Source organism: Pseudooceanicola sp. NS-SX8 (assembly GCF_057380755.1).
The window spans coordinates 2,407,162-2,422,232 of sequence record NZ_CM170819.1 but is presented as its reverse complement, the minus strand read 5'-3'; the positions used below and the strand labels follow the sequence as shown (position 1 = coordinate 2,422,232).

Below are 15,071 nucleotides of genomic sequence, written 5' to 3'. Positions count from 1 at the left end.
GGGTTTTCCAAAGAAAAAGCCCGGTCACGGGGACCGGGCAAGTTGCGGAAACGGAAGGGATGTGGCGGGGCAGCAAAGGCCACCCCGCCTGAGCATCATTCGGCGGCGACCATGGACTGCTCCTCGTCCTCCGTGGCGTCTTCATCCTCGCCATCGCCGGCAAGGAATTCAGGCAGATCATCCGCCTCTGTGTCGCCCCCGGCATCCATGGCGATATCGGCATCGGGATCGACCATGCGCAGCGGCTCCGGAAGCCAGCCGGTTTCAGCCAGCAGGCGCTCGGCCTCCTTGGCCATATCGCCCTTCTTCAGATGGTCGATGAGCTGCGCCGCCCGTTCGCCGGCGCCTTCGCGCACCGCCTCGATGATCCGCGGCTTGGTCACGCGGCCGAGATAGTTGCCGACGGTCGGCCGCCAGCCCACCGCCACCATGTCGAGGCCCGTCGCCCGCGCCAGCCGGTCGGCCTGGGACAGGCGCACGTCTAGCCCGTGCTGGCTGACGCCCATGCCGCCATAGGGGTTGGGCTTCTCGTGCAGGGCGTTGACGCCGAAGCTGACGCAATGGGCGAGCAACTCCATCCGGGTGTCATCGTCCTGATCAGCCAGCCAGTCCCAGAGCGCCGCATCGTCGGCCGGGATATGATCGCCCCAGCGTTCGTGCCGATCCTGGATGGACTTCGCCGAGACGCTTTCGCCGAGGTCGTCGGCTTGTGCCGGGAAATGAACCTCCCGGACATGGGCCTCAAGGCACCCCCTTGTGGAGTGCGGCAGGAAGCAATCGGTGACCAGCCGATGCAGCAGCGCCGTCATCGCGACATGCGGGTTGGCCGCCACGGCATCGCGGAGCGCCAGCGTGCGATGCGCGGTCAGCTCGCTGACGAGGCGATCGGGCAGCGGCCGGATGGTTTCGACCTCATCGTCCTCCTCGGATTCCGTCGCCGTGCCACCCACCATGATGACCGAGCGCTGCACACCACCGGACTCGCCGCCCTCGGGAGAACACCCATCGGCACCCTGCCCTTCCTGACCTTCCACCGTCTCGTCGTCAGCACGGACATAGCCGCGTTCGACGGCGAGCTGGCCGTCGTGGCGAATGCTGACGAAGACACCGGCACGGGCCATCTGATCGGCGTCATAGCGCAGCGGCCGAGATTCCAAGGCGTCCAGCGCTTCCTCGATCTCGCCGAGGCGGGCATCAACCTCGTCGGGGAACTCGTCAGCCTCGGCATACTCCGCCTCCAGCGCGTCGAACTCGTCCCGCAGCTTCTCACGCTCGGCACGTTCGTCGTCAGTCAGGTCGATGGTGGTGCCGGCCAGACGGCGCATGCCATTGGTATGGCCGTAGGGGAAATCCGCCGCGACCTCGATCCACTTCCAGCCCTCGGCGGCGATGGTCTCCGCCTCGGCCTTCAGCTTCTCGCCCGTCAGCCGGTCGAGTAGCACCGGGTCCTGAAGCCAGCCGCCATCGTCCTGCTGGAAGAGATCGCGCAGCACATAGCCGCCCGCCGCCTCATAGGCCTCAATGCCGACGAAGAGAGCCCGCTTGTCGGAGGCCCGCACCGTGGTCTCGGTCAGCATACGCCGGATCGTGTAAGGCTCCTTCTGCCAGCTGTCCTTGATCGCCGCCCAGACCTGTTCTTGGCGGGCGTGGTCGTCAGAAACGGTGAAGGCCATGAGCTGTTCCAGCGTCATGCCGTCCTCGGCATAGGTCTCGAGCAGCGCCGGCGAGACCGAAACGAGGCGCAGACGCTGCTTCACCACCCTGGCGTCGACGAAAAAAGCCGCGGCGATTTCCTCCTCGCTCATGCCCTTCTCACGAAGGACCTGGAAGGCGCGAAACTGATCGAGCGGATGCAGTGGCGCGCGCTCGATGTTCTCCGCCAGAGACACCTCGTCGATCAGGATGTCGTCTCCGGCGTCCGAGACGGTACAGGGCACCGGCGCGGTCTTGTTAAGGCGCTTCTGTTTAACCAAAAGCTCCAGCGCACGATAGCGGCGGCCGCCAGCCGGCACCTCGAAGAGGCCGGTTTCCTGCCCTTCGGCGTCGAGCTCGGGCCGGACATGCAGGGACTGGATCAGCCCGCGGCGGGCGATGGACTCGGCCAGCTCCTCGACCGAGATGCCGGCCTTCACCCGTCGGACGTTGGACTGGCTGAGCACCAGCTTGTTGAAAGGGATGTCGCGCGAGGACGACAGGGTGATCTTCTGAGTGGCAGTGGCCATGTCAGTATCTCCATGACGGACGCCGGGGAGCCTCTCTCTCCGGCAACCAGCCCGTCACGAAACCCCCACCCTCCTTTCCCTCTCATGGCCGAGCCGAGGATGATCGCGAATACCCATCAGAGGTCGCCGCGGGCGCGCAAGCTGGTCTCCCAGCCAGCCCCGGTGATGATGTGGTCGTGGAGTATCACCCCCAGGGACGCACAGGCGTTCCGGATTTCCTTGGTCATCGCGAGGTCGGCAGCCGACGGCTCGGGATCGCCGGCCGGATGATTATGGACGATGATCAGCGCCGAGGCATTGAGTACCAGGCAGCGCCGCAGCACCTCCCGGGGATAGACCGGGACATGATCGACCGTGCCGATGGCCAGGCATTCGTCAGAGATCAGCCGGTTCCTGCGGTCGAGATAGAGGACATGGAAGCGCTCCACTTCGCCCCTGATGGTGAGGGCGCAATAGTCGAGCACCGCCTGCCAGGACGTCAGGACAGGGTTCTGATTGAGGTGGCGCAGCAGGATCTGCCGGGCCTCGTAGACCACGGCCTGCTCCTGGGCGGAGAACCGGAGCGGCTGCGGTTCGATGGCGGATGTTCTCATGTTTCGTGTCATGGTGCTGTTCTCCGACGGGCAGTCGGCCGGGCGCCGAACTTTCACCGCGTCACGAGGAGAAGCGCCGCCCTCTTCCTTCGAAGAGAGCGGCGCCGAAGCTGAAGAGCTTAGATCTCAGGAACGTGGGGGCTCCGTATCGGGATGTGTCCCGCCTGGCAGGCGGCCAGAGCGATAAAGCACACGCTCGGCCTCCCGAATGCTGCCGGTTTCGCGGGCGGCCTCGCCCCAGACCGAGATCGGGACGTCCCCCGTGAACAGCAGATCCCGCTCGATACCCATGCCGAAGGGCAGCCGGATCGAGCGCAGTTCGTTGAGGCTCCAGAAGCCAAGCTCGGGGTAGCCAATGTCGGCCAGGCCAAACATGATGTCGCAGTCCTCGTCGAGCTCGGTCGCGAGCCAGACACCGGCGCCGAAGGGATTGAAGAACTTCACGACCGGAATGTGGTCGGTGTCAGCCTGGCGACCATTGGCCAAAAGCTGCGCGCGTTGTGACGCCGTCAGAAGGATCATGCTGCGGCCCTCTCTTCCGTCGGGGTCTGCCGCTCAACATCGGTGCTGTCGTCGGGCAGATGGGCCAGCAGCCAGTCGGCCGCCTTGCTGGCCTGCGAGGCGGCGCGGACGATCGCGCGGGAATCCTCGCGCATCACCTCCAGCCATGAGCCCACGTAATCTGCGTGGCGCACGGTCGGGACGATCCCGAGCGAGGCGCAACAGAACGCGCTCGAAATCTCGGCGATCAGTTCCTCGAAGGCGTATGTCTTCGTGCCGAAATTCCCCGAGAAGTCCCGCCCCAACCGTGAGGCATGTCCTGTCGCGTGCCCCATCTCGTGCAGGGCAGTCCTGTGCCAATTGATCGGCTCGAAATAGGCCTGCAGAGGTGGCACCTGCACGTAATCGAGCGCGGGAACATAGAAGGCGCGGTTGCCACCGATCCGGAAGTCGATACCGGTCGCTTTGATCAGTTCCTCGACCCGCGGCTCAATCAGCCCGGGCGGCGGTGGCGGCGCCTCGACGGCGATATCGTCGGGTAAACCCTCGCATTGCGCCGCATTGAACACGGTGAAGCGCTTCAGGAACGGGATGCTGTTTGCATCCTCCCCGGTCTCCCGAGCACGGCGCTTCTCGTCTTCGGGCGTGAAACGGTCGGCATAGACGACGGTCGTGCCGCGCTCGCCCTTGCGGACATTGCCGCCAAGCGACTGCGCCTGGCGGAAGGTCAGCCAGTGCTGGGTTGGATAGCCCTGCTGGATCACGGCGCCCCAGAGGATCAGGACATTGATCCCGGAATATTGCCGACACGTGCTGGCGTTGCGCGGCATGGCGAGCGACGCCTGCGCCGCCGCCGTCCCCCAGGGCTGGACCCAGGGCAGCCGGCCTTCCTCCAGCTCGGCGATGATCTTGTCGGTGATGTCGTCATAAAGGTTCGTGCGCGGGCCGCTCTTGCGGGCTGCGCGATGCTCTCTGGCCATCGGAATGATCTCCGCGACGGGCGCCGGAGGCCTCTCCTCCAGCCCTCAACCCGTCACGGAAAACCCGCCCGCACTTTCACTCTCAGGGGGCATTGCGGGGTCTCCCCGCTGATGGGGGTGCGTCGGCAACGCCAGTGCCGACCAAGGGGAAGGCTTTCCCCTCACGGCTATTCACCAGGGGTTTTAAAGACTAGAACTGGATATCTCTGGACGTCGTGGGAGCAGACTTGAAACGCTCGATCGGCGCCCCCCAATTGAATTGACGGAACGAAGTTTTGAGAGCGCTACCGCAATGGGAATTCAGCATCTATGCGCTGTCCCTCCCTAGGGGGCATGGGTTCGGAAATCGGCCCCCTGTCGGCGCCTGGCTCAGCGAAGACAGTCTTTCATGTGGCATCCTCAGGCACGATTTGAACGATCGATCCTATGGTTTTCTGGTCATGAGGCGGCGAACCGATCGCGTCTGGACGGTGACGACCGAGCGTGAAGGCTATGCCTCTGAAGAGGAAGCCCGGGCCCGCTTGCTGCCTCTCCTGAAGGACGGAGAACCTCCTGAGCCTGTTCCCCCGGGCGTCATGCAACGGCCCGCGCTCTATGATCTGGAAGGAAGGACAGCGAGCGACGTGTTCGCAATGTTGAGGCTGCCCTCCCATGAACCCGCGGCATGGACGCTCAACCAGCTCTATCTCGCGCTTCCAAAGCCAGATCGAAACTGGGCAGGAGATTGCCAGACGAACAACTTTCACACGCGGTTGTGGGAGGCGCAGCTGCTGGCGACGTTTCGCGAGCAGGGATTGCTCGTAACCCAACCACATGAGTCCCCGGACTTCCGCATCGAAAACAGGCTTGGCGGTTCGGCATGGGTGGAAGCCGTGACGGCCAACCCGGCAGATCCTTACAACCATGTGAACGCGCCGCCGAGCGCCTTGCCAGCCGACCGGGAGGAGGCGTTTTTCGGCGCCGGAGCTTTGCGCTTTGCCAAAACGATCGGCAACAAGCTTGCTCGCAACTATGATCAGTTGCCGCATGTAAAAGATCAGCCCTTCGCCCTGGCGATTGCGGACTTTCAGGCACCAGCATCGATGATCTGGAGCCGGGAAGGACTGATCGGATATCTCTATGGCGAGGGAGCGGAAGAGGTTGAAATCGACGGGCGCATGTTTGCGCGTCCGACGAAGGCATCCCACCTCAAGGGCAAGGCCAGATTTCCCGCCGGCCTGTTTGCCGATGCGGGCCATGCCGAACTCTCCGCAGTTATCTTTTCGAACGCGTGTTCGATGGCCAAGCTCAACCGCGTTGCGGTATCGGGTCAGGGCGCACCGCGTGGACTGCGATACATGCGGATTGGCAACTTCTTTGACAGGACGCCAGGCGCTCTCAGGGGCATCCCTTTCTGCCTGGATGTGACCAGCGATGCATATCGCAACCTTTGGCCGATAGGGAGTGAGCCGTGGTCGGCTGAAATCGAGGTCTTTCACAATCCGTTCGCGCACCACCCCTTGCCATTTGAGCTTCTGCCAGAGGCAACACACTGGTTCGACCAGGACGGTGAGACGGTGTGTCGGAGTTTCTACGAGACCTCGATCCTTTGGTCCCAGACACTGATCCAGAACGACACGGACTCACCGCCAACTCTGGAGCAACTGATGTCGAAGGGTCCAAAGGCGTGAAAGGCATCATGCCGAATGCACCGAAGATGCTCGCATTCGATCACCCGAGGATGTTTGCGCACCGAGGTACGCCTTACGCACGACCACCGGGGCATGGGCTCCTGCCCCTTCACGCGCTTCAGATGATCCCCCAGCCCCAACGTACCCGTCCGATCTGCGCTCTATGCTATCCGTCTCCCCGACAACAGGCTGCGCGCTCTTCTCCCGTCTCTGCGATCGTGTTTCACTCCGAGATCATGAACACGGCATTTCTCTTGATAGCGATGTATTCCGGGCGACCGATCATTCCTGCGGAGGATGTCGCCAGGGATTTTTTCGGTCTGAGTACCGACAAGTTCATCCGCAAAGTCTCGGCTGGTTCCATCGCCCTTCCTCTCGTCCGCATGGAAGCGTCGCAGAAATGCGCCAAAGGCGTCCATATCGATGATCTGGCCGAGTACCTGGACAAGAGGCGGGCTGCAGCCGTCAAGGAATGCCTGCAACTGCAGGGTCTTCGGTAAGCGTGTTCCATCTGAAAATCGCCGAAGGCCAGCCTGCTACCCACGGCACGAAGCCACCACCCTCTTCATCTCGCTCAACAGCACGGATTGAATTCTGTCAGAAACCTGCATATATTTCTGACAGGAGAATGATCATGCAGCACCTTGCAGAACAGATATTGACCCATGCAGAGGGACTTCCGGAAGGAGCGCCACTTGCCGCAAAGGGCCTGCTGCACCTCGGCAGCCGTGCCGGTGTGGATCAGGCCTTGTCGCGCCTTGCCGAGCGCGGCCAGTTGATCCGTGCCGGGCGCGGCGTTTACCTGCGACCGATCAAAAGCCGGTTTGGAACGCGCGCTCCGACCGTAGAACAGGCGGTGGAGGCTCTCGCGGCGCAACGTGGCGAAGTCATCGTTCCAACCGGCGCCGCCGAAGCGAATGCACTCGGCCTGACCACGCAAGTGCCTGTTCGCTCCGTGTACCTGACCTCGGGTCGCAGCCGCACACTCTCATTGGGCAAACAACTCGTGGAACTGCGCCACGCCCCCCGATGGCAACTCGCCCTCGGGAAAAGGCCGGCTGGCAGTGCTGTTCGCGCCCTGGCCTGGCTCGGGCCGGAACAGGCAGAGACAGCTCTTAGATCGCTGAAGCAGAAACTGCCCGCAGCGGCGTTTGACGAATTGGTAACCGCAGTACCGCAGTTCCCGACCTGGCTTGCACGCAGTGTCGGAAAGGCGGCGCATGTCTGAACCCTTCCTGTCGTTGCCGCCTGCAGACAGCAAGGAAGCCCTGGCCGTCGCTGCAGATCGCTCCGGGCGGCCCGCGCACCTGCTCGAAAAGGACGTCTGGGTTGTCTGGGCCCTTCAGACCCTCTTCAGTTCCGAGCTTGGTGAGCACCTCGTATTCAAGGGCGGAACCTCCCTTTCCAAAGCCTATGGGGTGATCCAGCGCTTTTCTGAAGATGTTGATCTGACCTATGACATACGGGCAATCGCACCTGATCTGGTGGGAGAACGCGCCGAAGCCCTGCCAACCACGCGCAGCGAGGAAAAGCGCTGGTCGAAAGCTGTCCGGGATCGATTGCCGAAATGGGTCGTCGAGAGGACGCAGCCCTTGATCCAGGACGCCATTGCAGCGCAAGGGCTATCGGCCTCGACACGGGCAGATGGCGACAAGTTATTCATCGATTACGAGGCCGCCTCTTCTGGCTCCGGCTATGTCGCCCCCAGCGTCATGCTGGAATTCGGTGCGAGGTCGACGGGCGAACCGGCGAGCCTGCGTGACGTCACCTGCGACGCGAACGGGCTGATCGAAGGCGTGACCTTTCCGGCCGCGACACCGCGCGTGATGCATGCAGAGCGGACCTTTTGGGAGAAGGCCACGGCGATCCATGTCTTCTGCGTACAGGGACGGCTCCGCGGGGAGCGCTTCGCGCGCCACTGGCATGACCTGGTGCGCCTCGACGATGCTGGCGTCGCGGATGTGGCTATTTCCGACCGCGCCCTCGCCCCTGCAGTGGCGCGGCACAAGCGCATGTTCTTTCCGGAGAAGTCAACCGACGGAACACCCGTGGACTATGAAGCCGCGGTTCATGGCAATCTGCAACTGGTCCCAACCGGAGAGGCTCGTACCGCGCTCGCGGCTGACTACGCGCATATGGTCGGCGATGGCCTCCTGCTTGAAGACGCTGAGCGTTTCGACGACCTCATCGAACGTTGCGCAGCGATTGCCGAGCGCGCGAACCTCATGGCAAACAATCAGCACATCGATACGCCGAATAGATAGTTCACAGGCGCATCCGGCTCCTTCCAGACCGTTCGCATTGGCGATCACTATTGCGCTGTCGTTCATTAAACCTCAGTTCGATCTTGGTCGAAACATGTTGATCGAGTAATTGGGTCCAGTGAACAAAAGCTGCCATCCGTCCTACTCAAGGCAATGACGGCTTCGGGGCCGTTTGCCGACTGTAAGGTTTCAGAGACCTGAACGGCGGAACCGGACATTCATGAGAGTGGTGCGCGGGGCCGCAGTCGGCCCCTTGAAGACCTTCGCGAGCAGCCAAGGCTGGGCGGCGGAGCTCCCGGAAGCGGTCGTTCGGCGTGCGGCGCAGAAATTCATTTTTCAACAAGGTCGGCATCCTAGTCCACCTTGTTGAGCAAACGGCGTTCAGCTGCTCGGCTTCCCACGCCTCAATTTCATCAGTCTTGACCTACGCTCGAAAATAGCACAGGTTAACCACGGCCTTACTCGCAGGCCGGTGTGCCCGCCACGCGAAGCTTTGCAGCGATTTTGACTTTGAACAGCAGACTTCATGCCATCGGCGGGTCTGATTAGCAGCGGGCACCTAGTCGGATCCAGCTTGGACATGGATCATGACAGAGAACGATAAGCTTAAGACATTGAAACTTCTGGCAAAGCGTTACGCCAGAGCGACGGGGCAGCCGCAGCACGTGGCGCTAGACTTTATTGCTGCTCGAATGGGCTTTTCTCATTGGAACGCATTGACGGGCAGCTCAAAAGGAGAGTGGGCCCCATCCGAAACACAAGTCGCCGCGATAAAGGCCTTCGTGCAACGGATCACGTCCTACGAGGGTGCGAATTTTGACCATATCTTCGGGGGCCCCGATGCTATCACTCGAGGCGAAGTACGAGGGCATCCATACGAGTTGAGCACGATGCTTGGCGACGTTCGTATGGAAGGTGTCGGTTGGCGAATAATGCTGTCAGAAAACCCTTCGGCCGCCCCTCGTGTTGAGGTCGACATCGAGCACGCCCAAAACAGCCCGATGAACGATCGAGTGCTGCTTGCAGAGGCAATCGGAATTGCCCAGGCGTTGATGAAAAGCATCAAGGCGCGACGATTTTCTGATTGGCCGCGGCGCGCCACAAAGCCGGATGCAGAGGGAAAGGTCCGCCATCCGTTCTTGGAGATGGAGGAATCAAACCTCTGGTACTGCCTTCACTGCAATGCAGAGATCACCGGTCCACAGATCGCTGGCAACCAATGGCACTGCCCCGGCTGCGGCGCATCACCAATCAACATTTTTCCAGAAGCCTTCTGGCTGGGACCGAACGATGAAAAACCAGTGCCAGTGCAATCCCGCGCCGAAAGGCAAGAGATTGAACCCATCGTGTCAATTGTGGATCCGCGGCCAAAGCTTGACCTCAACAGTGACCAGGTGACCCATTTGATCCGGGCTGCCCTGTTCGAGGATGCGACCAATGCCAGCGAGCGCATGGGAGCAAGTCTGGCCGAAATATGGGTTGATGACGATCTCGACGTGGTTGTTTCCTTCGAGGATCACTACTGGCCCGAGGACAAGGAGCCGACCGCTGCAATCGAAGTGGCTGCACTGCTTGGGATCGAGATTGAGTTGGAAGTTATTTGGTCGGATCCCTTATTCGCATGGCCCGGTTTGGGCACCGTGACCCAGAGCACGGTCGAATATACGCGTTTGATGCTCGACGCGTATCGCAGTCACGGCACTATTGAGCAAGGAAAGGAAACCGATAGCTCCGCAACCTGAGCTGCTTCAACAACCAATTCGCCAGGCACCTGCAGGCGAGAAACCCTATCAGCCCGGCGGGCTTCTCCGCCGGGCATGAGAGAACCCCTCCCCCGAGGACGGGCACTCATCGAGGCAGTCGAATAACTTGAGATTTTCGTTTTGGCCCGAGATATGCGCGAAAGTTGGTGATGGCCAATCAGGCGGCGGCGTGAAGCTGGCGCAGGCCATCGCGGAATTCAATCCACTGAATGATCTCTGGCAGGCGGTTCTGACCATCAAGCTTGCGCCATTTTTTCTGCGCCGACATCATTAGCCTAAAGGCCATGGCCAGACCGTGGCGTTCAACAACAACGAGAAAATCGCGGCAGCGCCTCCGACAATCGTCCTGGTCTTTACCGACAACCAAAGCGGTCCATATTTTTGAAGGGCTGTTTCTTTGTCATCAGACTTCAGGTGAAAGAGTGAACAGCAGAATCCTAATGCGGCATCTCCACGACGGACACACCCGGAATACTCTTGCGAGAAAGCTCCAAAAGGTGCGCATGGTGCGTGAAAATGATTGCCTGACCGCTCCGTCCGATCTCGGCACAGAGATTCAATGCGGCAGATGCGCGGGTATCGTCGAAGGTTTCCATAATATCGTCGAGAACCATCGGGAGGGGCCCCGGATCACGCGCGAAGCTGCGGTAACCGGCCAAGCGCAGGGCAAAATATAATTGACCCATGGTTCCGGTGGACATGTTTTCGACCTTTACGGGGGCGCCCCCAGGTTTGATGCCGACCAGCTTTTCGCCCTCGGTTTCACTCCAGACAACGACTTTTTCCCATTCCTTGGATGTCATCGTGACGAAAGCTTCTTCCACGTCTTTCAGCATCGCGCTGCTTCGTTCGGCAGCCAAGCGCTTCAAGGCACCCCGCGCAGCCAGTATCCCGAGCCTTGCGACCGCCGCCTGCCTTGCACCGTTTCGCAACTCTTCGAGGATCGTGGCCTGTTCAGTGATCAGATCGCTGTTGTCAGCGGCATGAAAAGCTTCCTCGTAAAGGCGTTCCTTTTCAGTCATTTCCTTTAAAGCGGTATCTCGTGCCTTTTGCGCATCGTCAAGCAATTGCTGGAGTTCCGCTTCCCGCGTTACATCAGGCAATCGCGTCAGCTCTTCGTCAAAGAGCGTTAGATCTACGCCGTCGCGCGCTTGATTGCGGCTCGTGTCCGCACTGGCCCGGTCTTCGCGCAACTCGTCGCGTTCAGCCAGAATTCCCACGCGCTCCGTCGGCGAAAGATCCTCACCGTCTTGTCCTTCAAACAAGTTTTCCAGCTGGGTCTTCGCTTCGTCGCGGGCAGCTATCGCACGCTTTCGGCCTGTGACCTCCTGGGCGAGAAGGTCTTCTTCTCGTTTTCTAACACGATCCGCTTCAGCGGTTTTGGTCACACGCGCACGAGCGCGGTTGATGATGGGAAGTGGATCGTCTTTCGGACTGTAAGGCTCCTCCAGGATTTCCGCCAATCGTGCGGCGCTGCTTGCCAAGGTGGCAACGGCGCGTTCTAGGGCTTCAACACGCCCCGCTAGGCTCCTGTGATTGCTGTGTCCCTGCTGCAGCGTGCGCAGCTGGGGCAGTGCTGCCTTCAGGCCGCTGGCCGAGCGATCGGGAAGAGGCAGTGCCGAAGTCAGCGTTTCCAGTCGGCTCAAGGCTACCTTATGATCTGTCTCGGCTTGGGAAACGGCTTTCTGGTAATCGGCAATTTTACGTTCCCCGCGACGCCAGTTCTCCCATGTCCTACGGACACTTTCCTGAAGTGTGAGAGCCTTTCCAACCCGCTCGGGGAGGTCACTTTCTTCACCTTCAATGGCTACTAGGCGGGCTTCTGCCAGCAGTTCGTCAATGGCTGCCTTGCGGCGCTTGGCGCGGTCCTCCAAGGCATTCTCCGTAATCGTGACCTCAGTTGCGATCTCAGCCGCTGCCGTCAGGCTGGAAAGTCTCGCAGCAAACGCAGCCGGCCCCGTATCGGTGGGAAAGCCCAGGGCGATCGCAAGTGAGCCCGCCCGCTCGGTCAAAGCATCGTGTTGTCCGGTGAGTGTTTCGAGCTTGTCTTTTGCCGTGTCGCGTGCGGCTCTTGCGGTGGATTCCTGTGCGCGTGAGTTTGCAAGCTGTTTGCGTGCCTCCGTGCCCATCAGATAACTCGTTCGGGCGCCATCATCAGCATGCATGGCCTCCTCAAAACGCTCCGCGGTTTCGTCGGAGAGACTCCCGCGATGAGATTGCCAGGCTGTGTCACGCTGACGACGGGTTTTTTCCGTCGCTGCCGCGTCAATGGAATCCGGAGCGCTTTCGTCGGCTTCGCGTTTCGCGCGCGCGGCCTTGTAGTCCGCTTCCCGACCTTCCAAATCTTCTGTGGCGGAAAGGATGTTGGCAACCAGAGTGTTCCATTCCCTGAGGATTTCATCGAGACTTTCGCGGGCAGGCAGGCCGTTCTCGATAAGTGTCTTCCAGGAAGCAGGCAGACCCGACACTGCTTTAGCCAGCCTGGCACGTTCCGATGCGAGGTTATGTTCAAGGCCAGACACGTCCGAAACTTTTTGCCATGCGTCAAACGCGATCTGCAGGTGAGACAAGTCCTTTGGTTCGGTTGGAGCATCCCCCAGCTGATCGCGTGCGGTCTTCAACACGCTTGAAGCCGCTCGCAGCTCGCCGGCACTGGTCTGACAGGCCTGTACCGCATCCGCGAGTGTCTCCAGTTCTTCGGTCGTCAGGACCAAGGCCTCTGTAGGCTCGTCACTTACCGCCAACGCTGTCAGAATCTGTTTTATCTGGCGTGCCGCGTCATCGCGCTCACCGGTGCGCCTTTCCAGATCCGATCTGGCCGTGTCCGCCCGGGAGGTGAGGGAAGCCCCATCGATCCTGATTTGATCCAGCTCTGAGAGTTCCGCTTCGAGATGACCGGCAGCCGGGTCAGCCTCATTTTCTGAAATGACCGCTTCATGGCGCGCAATTCTGTCATCGGCGCCTGCGATACTCTCTGCTTTCTCCGACAGGGTTGTCACGAGTGTGGCGACTTGCCCGGCCGTGCCCTTCTTCAAATTCGGACCTTCCGGAAAACCGGCAAGAAACTCGTCGATTTTCCGAATTTCCGCCGATTTGTCATACCAAGTCTGCGCCGCCGCTCCCGCTGCCTGCCGTTTTCGGGCCCGAGTGACATCGGTATCCGCCTGTTCGAATGCCTTTTGCGCGGTCTCTCTGTCTTTCCTAAGAGTGCGCTCCCGATCCGGCGTGAGACGTTCCGTTCGCAGTGCCTGATTGATCTCTTTCAAGCGGTCTTTGCCGGTCTTGAGCGCCGTACCTCGGCCGCTCTTCTTATGAAACTTTTCGGCGCGGGCTGTCATGCCTTCCAATGTCACCGCCATACTGGTCAGGCCAGATACACCCGCATGTAGAAGCTGGCCCAGGTCGCCTTTTGCCTCGGCAATCCGTTCACCGCCTTTGCGGAGTCCTTCGTCGTTGAGTGAGAACCTTTCGACATAGCCCTCCATGGAAAGGCCATGGAGCGCACTCGAGAGAATGGCTTCATCGACCGGGCGATCCTGATGATCCAGCAGGGACTGGATGCGTTTTCCATTGCGTCGCAAAACCGTCACACCGCGCCCAGGGATATCCAGCTCCGCTCCAACCAAAAGGTCATTGCGTTCAAACCTGAAAGCGTACGGGTGGGCTCCTGCTTTCATACCGAAGAGAAGTTCCAGAAATCCGTTAAAGGCCGTAGATTTTCCCGATTCATTCGGTCCATAGATTACGGTAACATCAGGTTGGCCCCCAGCTGGAGCCGGGAGCACGATCTCGCCACCGTCAAAACGGCCATAGCGAAGGAGCTCAAGCCGGTTCAATCTCATTCCGCGGCTCCTGAGTGCAGAGACAGCGTGACTTCAGTGATGGCCTCCTCCAAAAGGTCATCCAAGGCGTTTTCAGACAATTCGCCGGCAATTTCACGGGGCAATGCGTTTCTAAGTTCTTCGAGGATCTCTTTGGTGGCCAGCTGTAAGCCCGGTTCGGTGAGCTCGGCCCGCATCAGGCGCACCAGGTCATCCGCCTTTGCGTCAATCTGTTGTTTGGGGACAACCACTTTGATTTTGTCGATAAACACGCGCTCGATGTTATCGAGCAATTCGTTCGCAAGGGCCGTCAGTATCTCAGCTGTATGATGGCCTGTAGACACCTGCAGACGCACTGCTGTGTGGTAGTCGGGATGCTGCGCCCCTTGGAGCGCAGACCGAAGCGCGCTCAACACTTCCTGAACATCTGAGGATTGGCTGAAATCCAGAGCGCATTCGGTAAATCTCAGATATCCGACGTGATGCCGTTGGATTTTTGGCATGTCGTCATCAAGCTCGACAATTGCGACCGTGCCGCCGGTACGTTCCCCGAAATGGCGAGGCTGCGGAATGCCCGGCATGACAGCGAGAACCGGGCCTGATGTGCGCTCGAAGGGGGTATGGATGTGGCCGAGGCACCAAAGATCATAGCCATACGCAAGCAGATCTTGCTCGGAGCACGGAGCATAGGGATCATGTGCGGGCGAGCCATCGAGCGACGTGTGCATCAATCCAACATTTCTTTGGCCAGTTACCGGCGCCGGGTAGTCGGGCAGGAAGCTTTTTGAGACATGCGCAGTGTCGAACGACAGTCCGTGGAACCACACGTCACCGATTTCCACGCTGGGCTCGTTCTTGTGCAGCAGATGAATATTCGGGCCAAGGTCTCCGTGAGCTCTATGATCGAGAAGGGCATCATGGTTGCCACGGATCAGGACTGTGGGAACACCCGCTTCGGCGGCGCGTGCCAACTGCGAGATCAGAAATGCCCGCGACTTCAAGTCCGGTTGATCATTATCAAAGATGTCGCCGGCGAGAACCAGAACTTCGACATTTTCTGATATGGCCAGATCGACAATGCGGATGAACGAGTTCCTACTTGCCTGTTTCAGATGATCGCCCAAATCCGGATTGCGCATCGCGACCGAGCGGATCGGCGATCCCAGATGAACATCGGCTGACACGAGTAAGCGCATAGATTTCAAATCCCCCTGAAAACGATCGATGTAAAAAAGTGAATATTCATTGAGATCCATC

Annotated in this window: 11 protein-coding genes and 1 pseudogene; 5 read left to right on the top strand and 7 right to left on the bottom strand. The window is 60.2% G+C overall.

Translation table 11 applies throughout. From position 1 onward, the window contains the following. Positions 1 to 95 precede the first annotated feature (95 nt). The 4 genes from AC2IR1_RS11030 to AC2IR1_RS11015 all read right to left on the bottom strand — a co-directional run bounded on the left by AC2IR1_RS11030 (position 96) and on the right by AC2IR1_RS11015 (position 4,296). On the bottom strand, positions 96 to 2,222 hold the full coding sequence (locus AC2IR1_RS11030; protein ID WP_486476314.1) for a ParB/RepB/Spo0J family partition protein: 2,127 nt from the start codon (positions 2,220 to 2,222) through the stop codon (positions 96 to 98). 116 nt (positions 2,223 to 2,338) lie between these two features. Next, positions 2,339 to 2,827 (bottom strand): RadC family protein, encoded by a 489-nt coding sequence (radC, locus tag AC2IR1_RS11025; RefSeq protein WP_009573752.1) that lies wholly within the window; start codon positions 2,825 to 2,827, stop codon positions 2,339 to 2,341. Positions 2,828 to 2,941: 114 nt separating this feature from the next. Next, complete coding sequence (locus tag AC2IR1_RS11020; protein WP_288960016.1) at positions 2,942 to 3,337, bottom strand: DUF2958 domain-containing protein; 396 nt, start codon at positions 3,335 to 3,337, stop codon at positions 2,942 to 2,944. Further along, positions 3,334 to 4,296 carry an ArdC family protein gene (locus tag AC2IR1_RS11015; protein ID WP_288960017.1) on the bottom strand — a complete coding sequence of 321 codons (963 nt, stop codon included), beginning with the start codon at positions 4,294 to 4,296 and terminating at the stop codon, positions 3,334 to 3,336. Before AC2IR1_RS11015 ends, AC2IR1_RS11020 begins: the two co-directional genes overlap by 4 nt. Positions 4,297 to 4,706: 410 nt before the next feature. Between AC2IR1_RS11015 and AC2IR1_RS11010 the strand changes: the two genes are divergently transcribed. From AC2IR1_RS11010 to AC2IR1_RS10990, 5 genes are all read left to right on the top strand, one after another. Beyond that, positions 4,707 to 5,966, top strand: coding sequence for a hypothetical protein (locus AC2IR1_RS11010; RefSeq protein ID WP_288960018.1), 1,260 nt, complete (start codon positions 4,707 to 4,709; stop codon positions 5,964 to 5,966). Next, positions 5,963 to 6,466 carry a pyocin activator PrtN family protein gene (locus AC2IR1_RS11005; RefSeq protein WP_486476313.1) on the top strand — a complete coding sequence of 168 codons (504 nt, stop codon included), beginning with the start codon at positions 5,963 to 5,965 and terminating at the stop codon, positions 6,464 to 6,466. The genes AC2IR1_RS11010 and AC2IR1_RS11005 overlap by 4 nt, the downstream gene beginning before the upstream one ends. Before the next feature lie 134 nt (positions 6,467 to 6,600). Further along, positions 6,601 to 7,194 (top strand): DUF6088 family protein, encoded by a 594-nt coding sequence (locus tag AC2IR1_RS11000; protein ID WP_288960019.1) that lies wholly within the window; start codon positions 6,601 to 6,603, stop codon positions 7,192 to 7,194. Next, complete coding sequence (locus tag AC2IR1_RS10995) at positions 7,187 to 8,230, top strand: nucleotidyl transferase AbiEii/AbiGii toxin family protein (RefSeq protein ID WP_486476312.1); 1,044 nt, start codon at positions 7,187 to 7,189, stop codon at positions 8,228 to 8,230. The genes AC2IR1_RS11000 and AC2IR1_RS10995 overlap by 8 nt, the downstream gene beginning before the upstream one ends. A 587-nt stretch (positions 8,231 to 8,817) precedes the next feature. Further along, complete coding sequence (locus AC2IR1_RS10990; RefSeq protein ID WP_288960021.1) at positions 8,818 to 9,972, top strand: hypothetical protein; 1,155 nt, start codon at positions 8,818 to 8,820, stop codon at positions 9,970 to 9,972. A 178-nt stretch (positions 9,973 to 10,150) separates the two neighbouring features. Here the strand turns inward: AC2IR1_RS10990 and AC2IR1_RS10985 are convergent. The 3 genes and pseudogenes from AC2IR1_RS10985 to AC2IR1_RS10975 all read right to left on the bottom strand — a co-directional run. Continuing rightward, positions 10,151 to 10,288, bottom strand: a pseudogene (locus AC2IR1_RS10985) (IS256 family transposase); the annotation flags it as partial. A 142-nt stretch (positions 10,289 to 10,430) separates the two neighbouring features. Continuing rightward, positions 10,431 to 13,835 (bottom strand): AAA family ATPase, encoded by a 3,405-nt coding sequence (locus AC2IR1_RS10980; RefSeq protein WP_486476311.1) that lies wholly within the window; start codon positions 13,833 to 13,835, stop codon positions 10,431 to 10,433. After that, on the bottom strand, positions 13,832 to 15,070 hold the full coding sequence (locus AC2IR1_RS10975; RefSeq protein WP_288960732.1) for a metallophosphoesterase family protein: 1,239 nt from the start codon (positions 15,068 to 15,070) through the stop codon (positions 13,832 to 13,834). The genes AC2IR1_RS10980 and AC2IR1_RS10975 overlap by 4 nt, the downstream gene beginning before the upstream one ends. Position 15,071 lies beyond the last annotated feature (1 nt).

Bases quoted from the DNA above. Each gene is read 5' to 3' on its own strand.
- AC2IR1_RS10995 (WP_486476312.1), top strand. From the start codon at position 7,187: ATGTCTGAACCCTTCCTGTCGTTGCCGCCTGCAGACAGCAAGGAAGCC.
- radC (WP_009573752.1), bottom strand. From the start codon at position 2,827: ATGACACGAAACATGAGAACATCCGCCATCGAACCGCAGCCGCTCCGG.
- AC2IR1_RS10980 (WP_486476311.1), bottom strand. From the start codon at position 13,835: ATGAGATTGAACCGGCTTGAGCTCCTTCGCTATGGCCGTTTTGACGGT.
- AC2IR1_RS11015 (WP_288960017.1), bottom strand. From the start codon at position 4,296: ATGGCCAGAGAGCATCGCGCAGCCCGCAAGAGCGGCCCGCGCACGAAC.
- AC2IR1_RS11030 (WP_486476314.1), bottom strand. From the start codon at position 2,222: ATGGCCACTGCCACTCAGAAGATCACCCTGTCGTCCTCGCGCGACATC.
- AC2IR1_RS11000 (WP_288960019.1), top strand. From the start codon at position 6,601: ATGCAGCACCTTGCAGAACAGATATTGACCCATGCAGAGGGACTTCCG.
- AC2IR1_RS11020 (WP_288960016.1), bottom strand. From the start codon at position 3,337: ATGATCCTTCTGACGGCGTCACAACGCGCGCAGCTTTTGGCCAATGGT.
- AC2IR1_RS10990 (WP_288960021.1), top strand. From the start codon at position 8,818: ATGACAGAGAACGATAAGCTTAAGACATTGAAACTTCTGGCAAAGCGT.
- AC2IR1_RS10975 (WP_288960732.1), bottom strand. From the start codon at position 15,070: ATGGATCTCAATGAATATTCACTTTTTTACATCGATCGTTTTCAGGGG.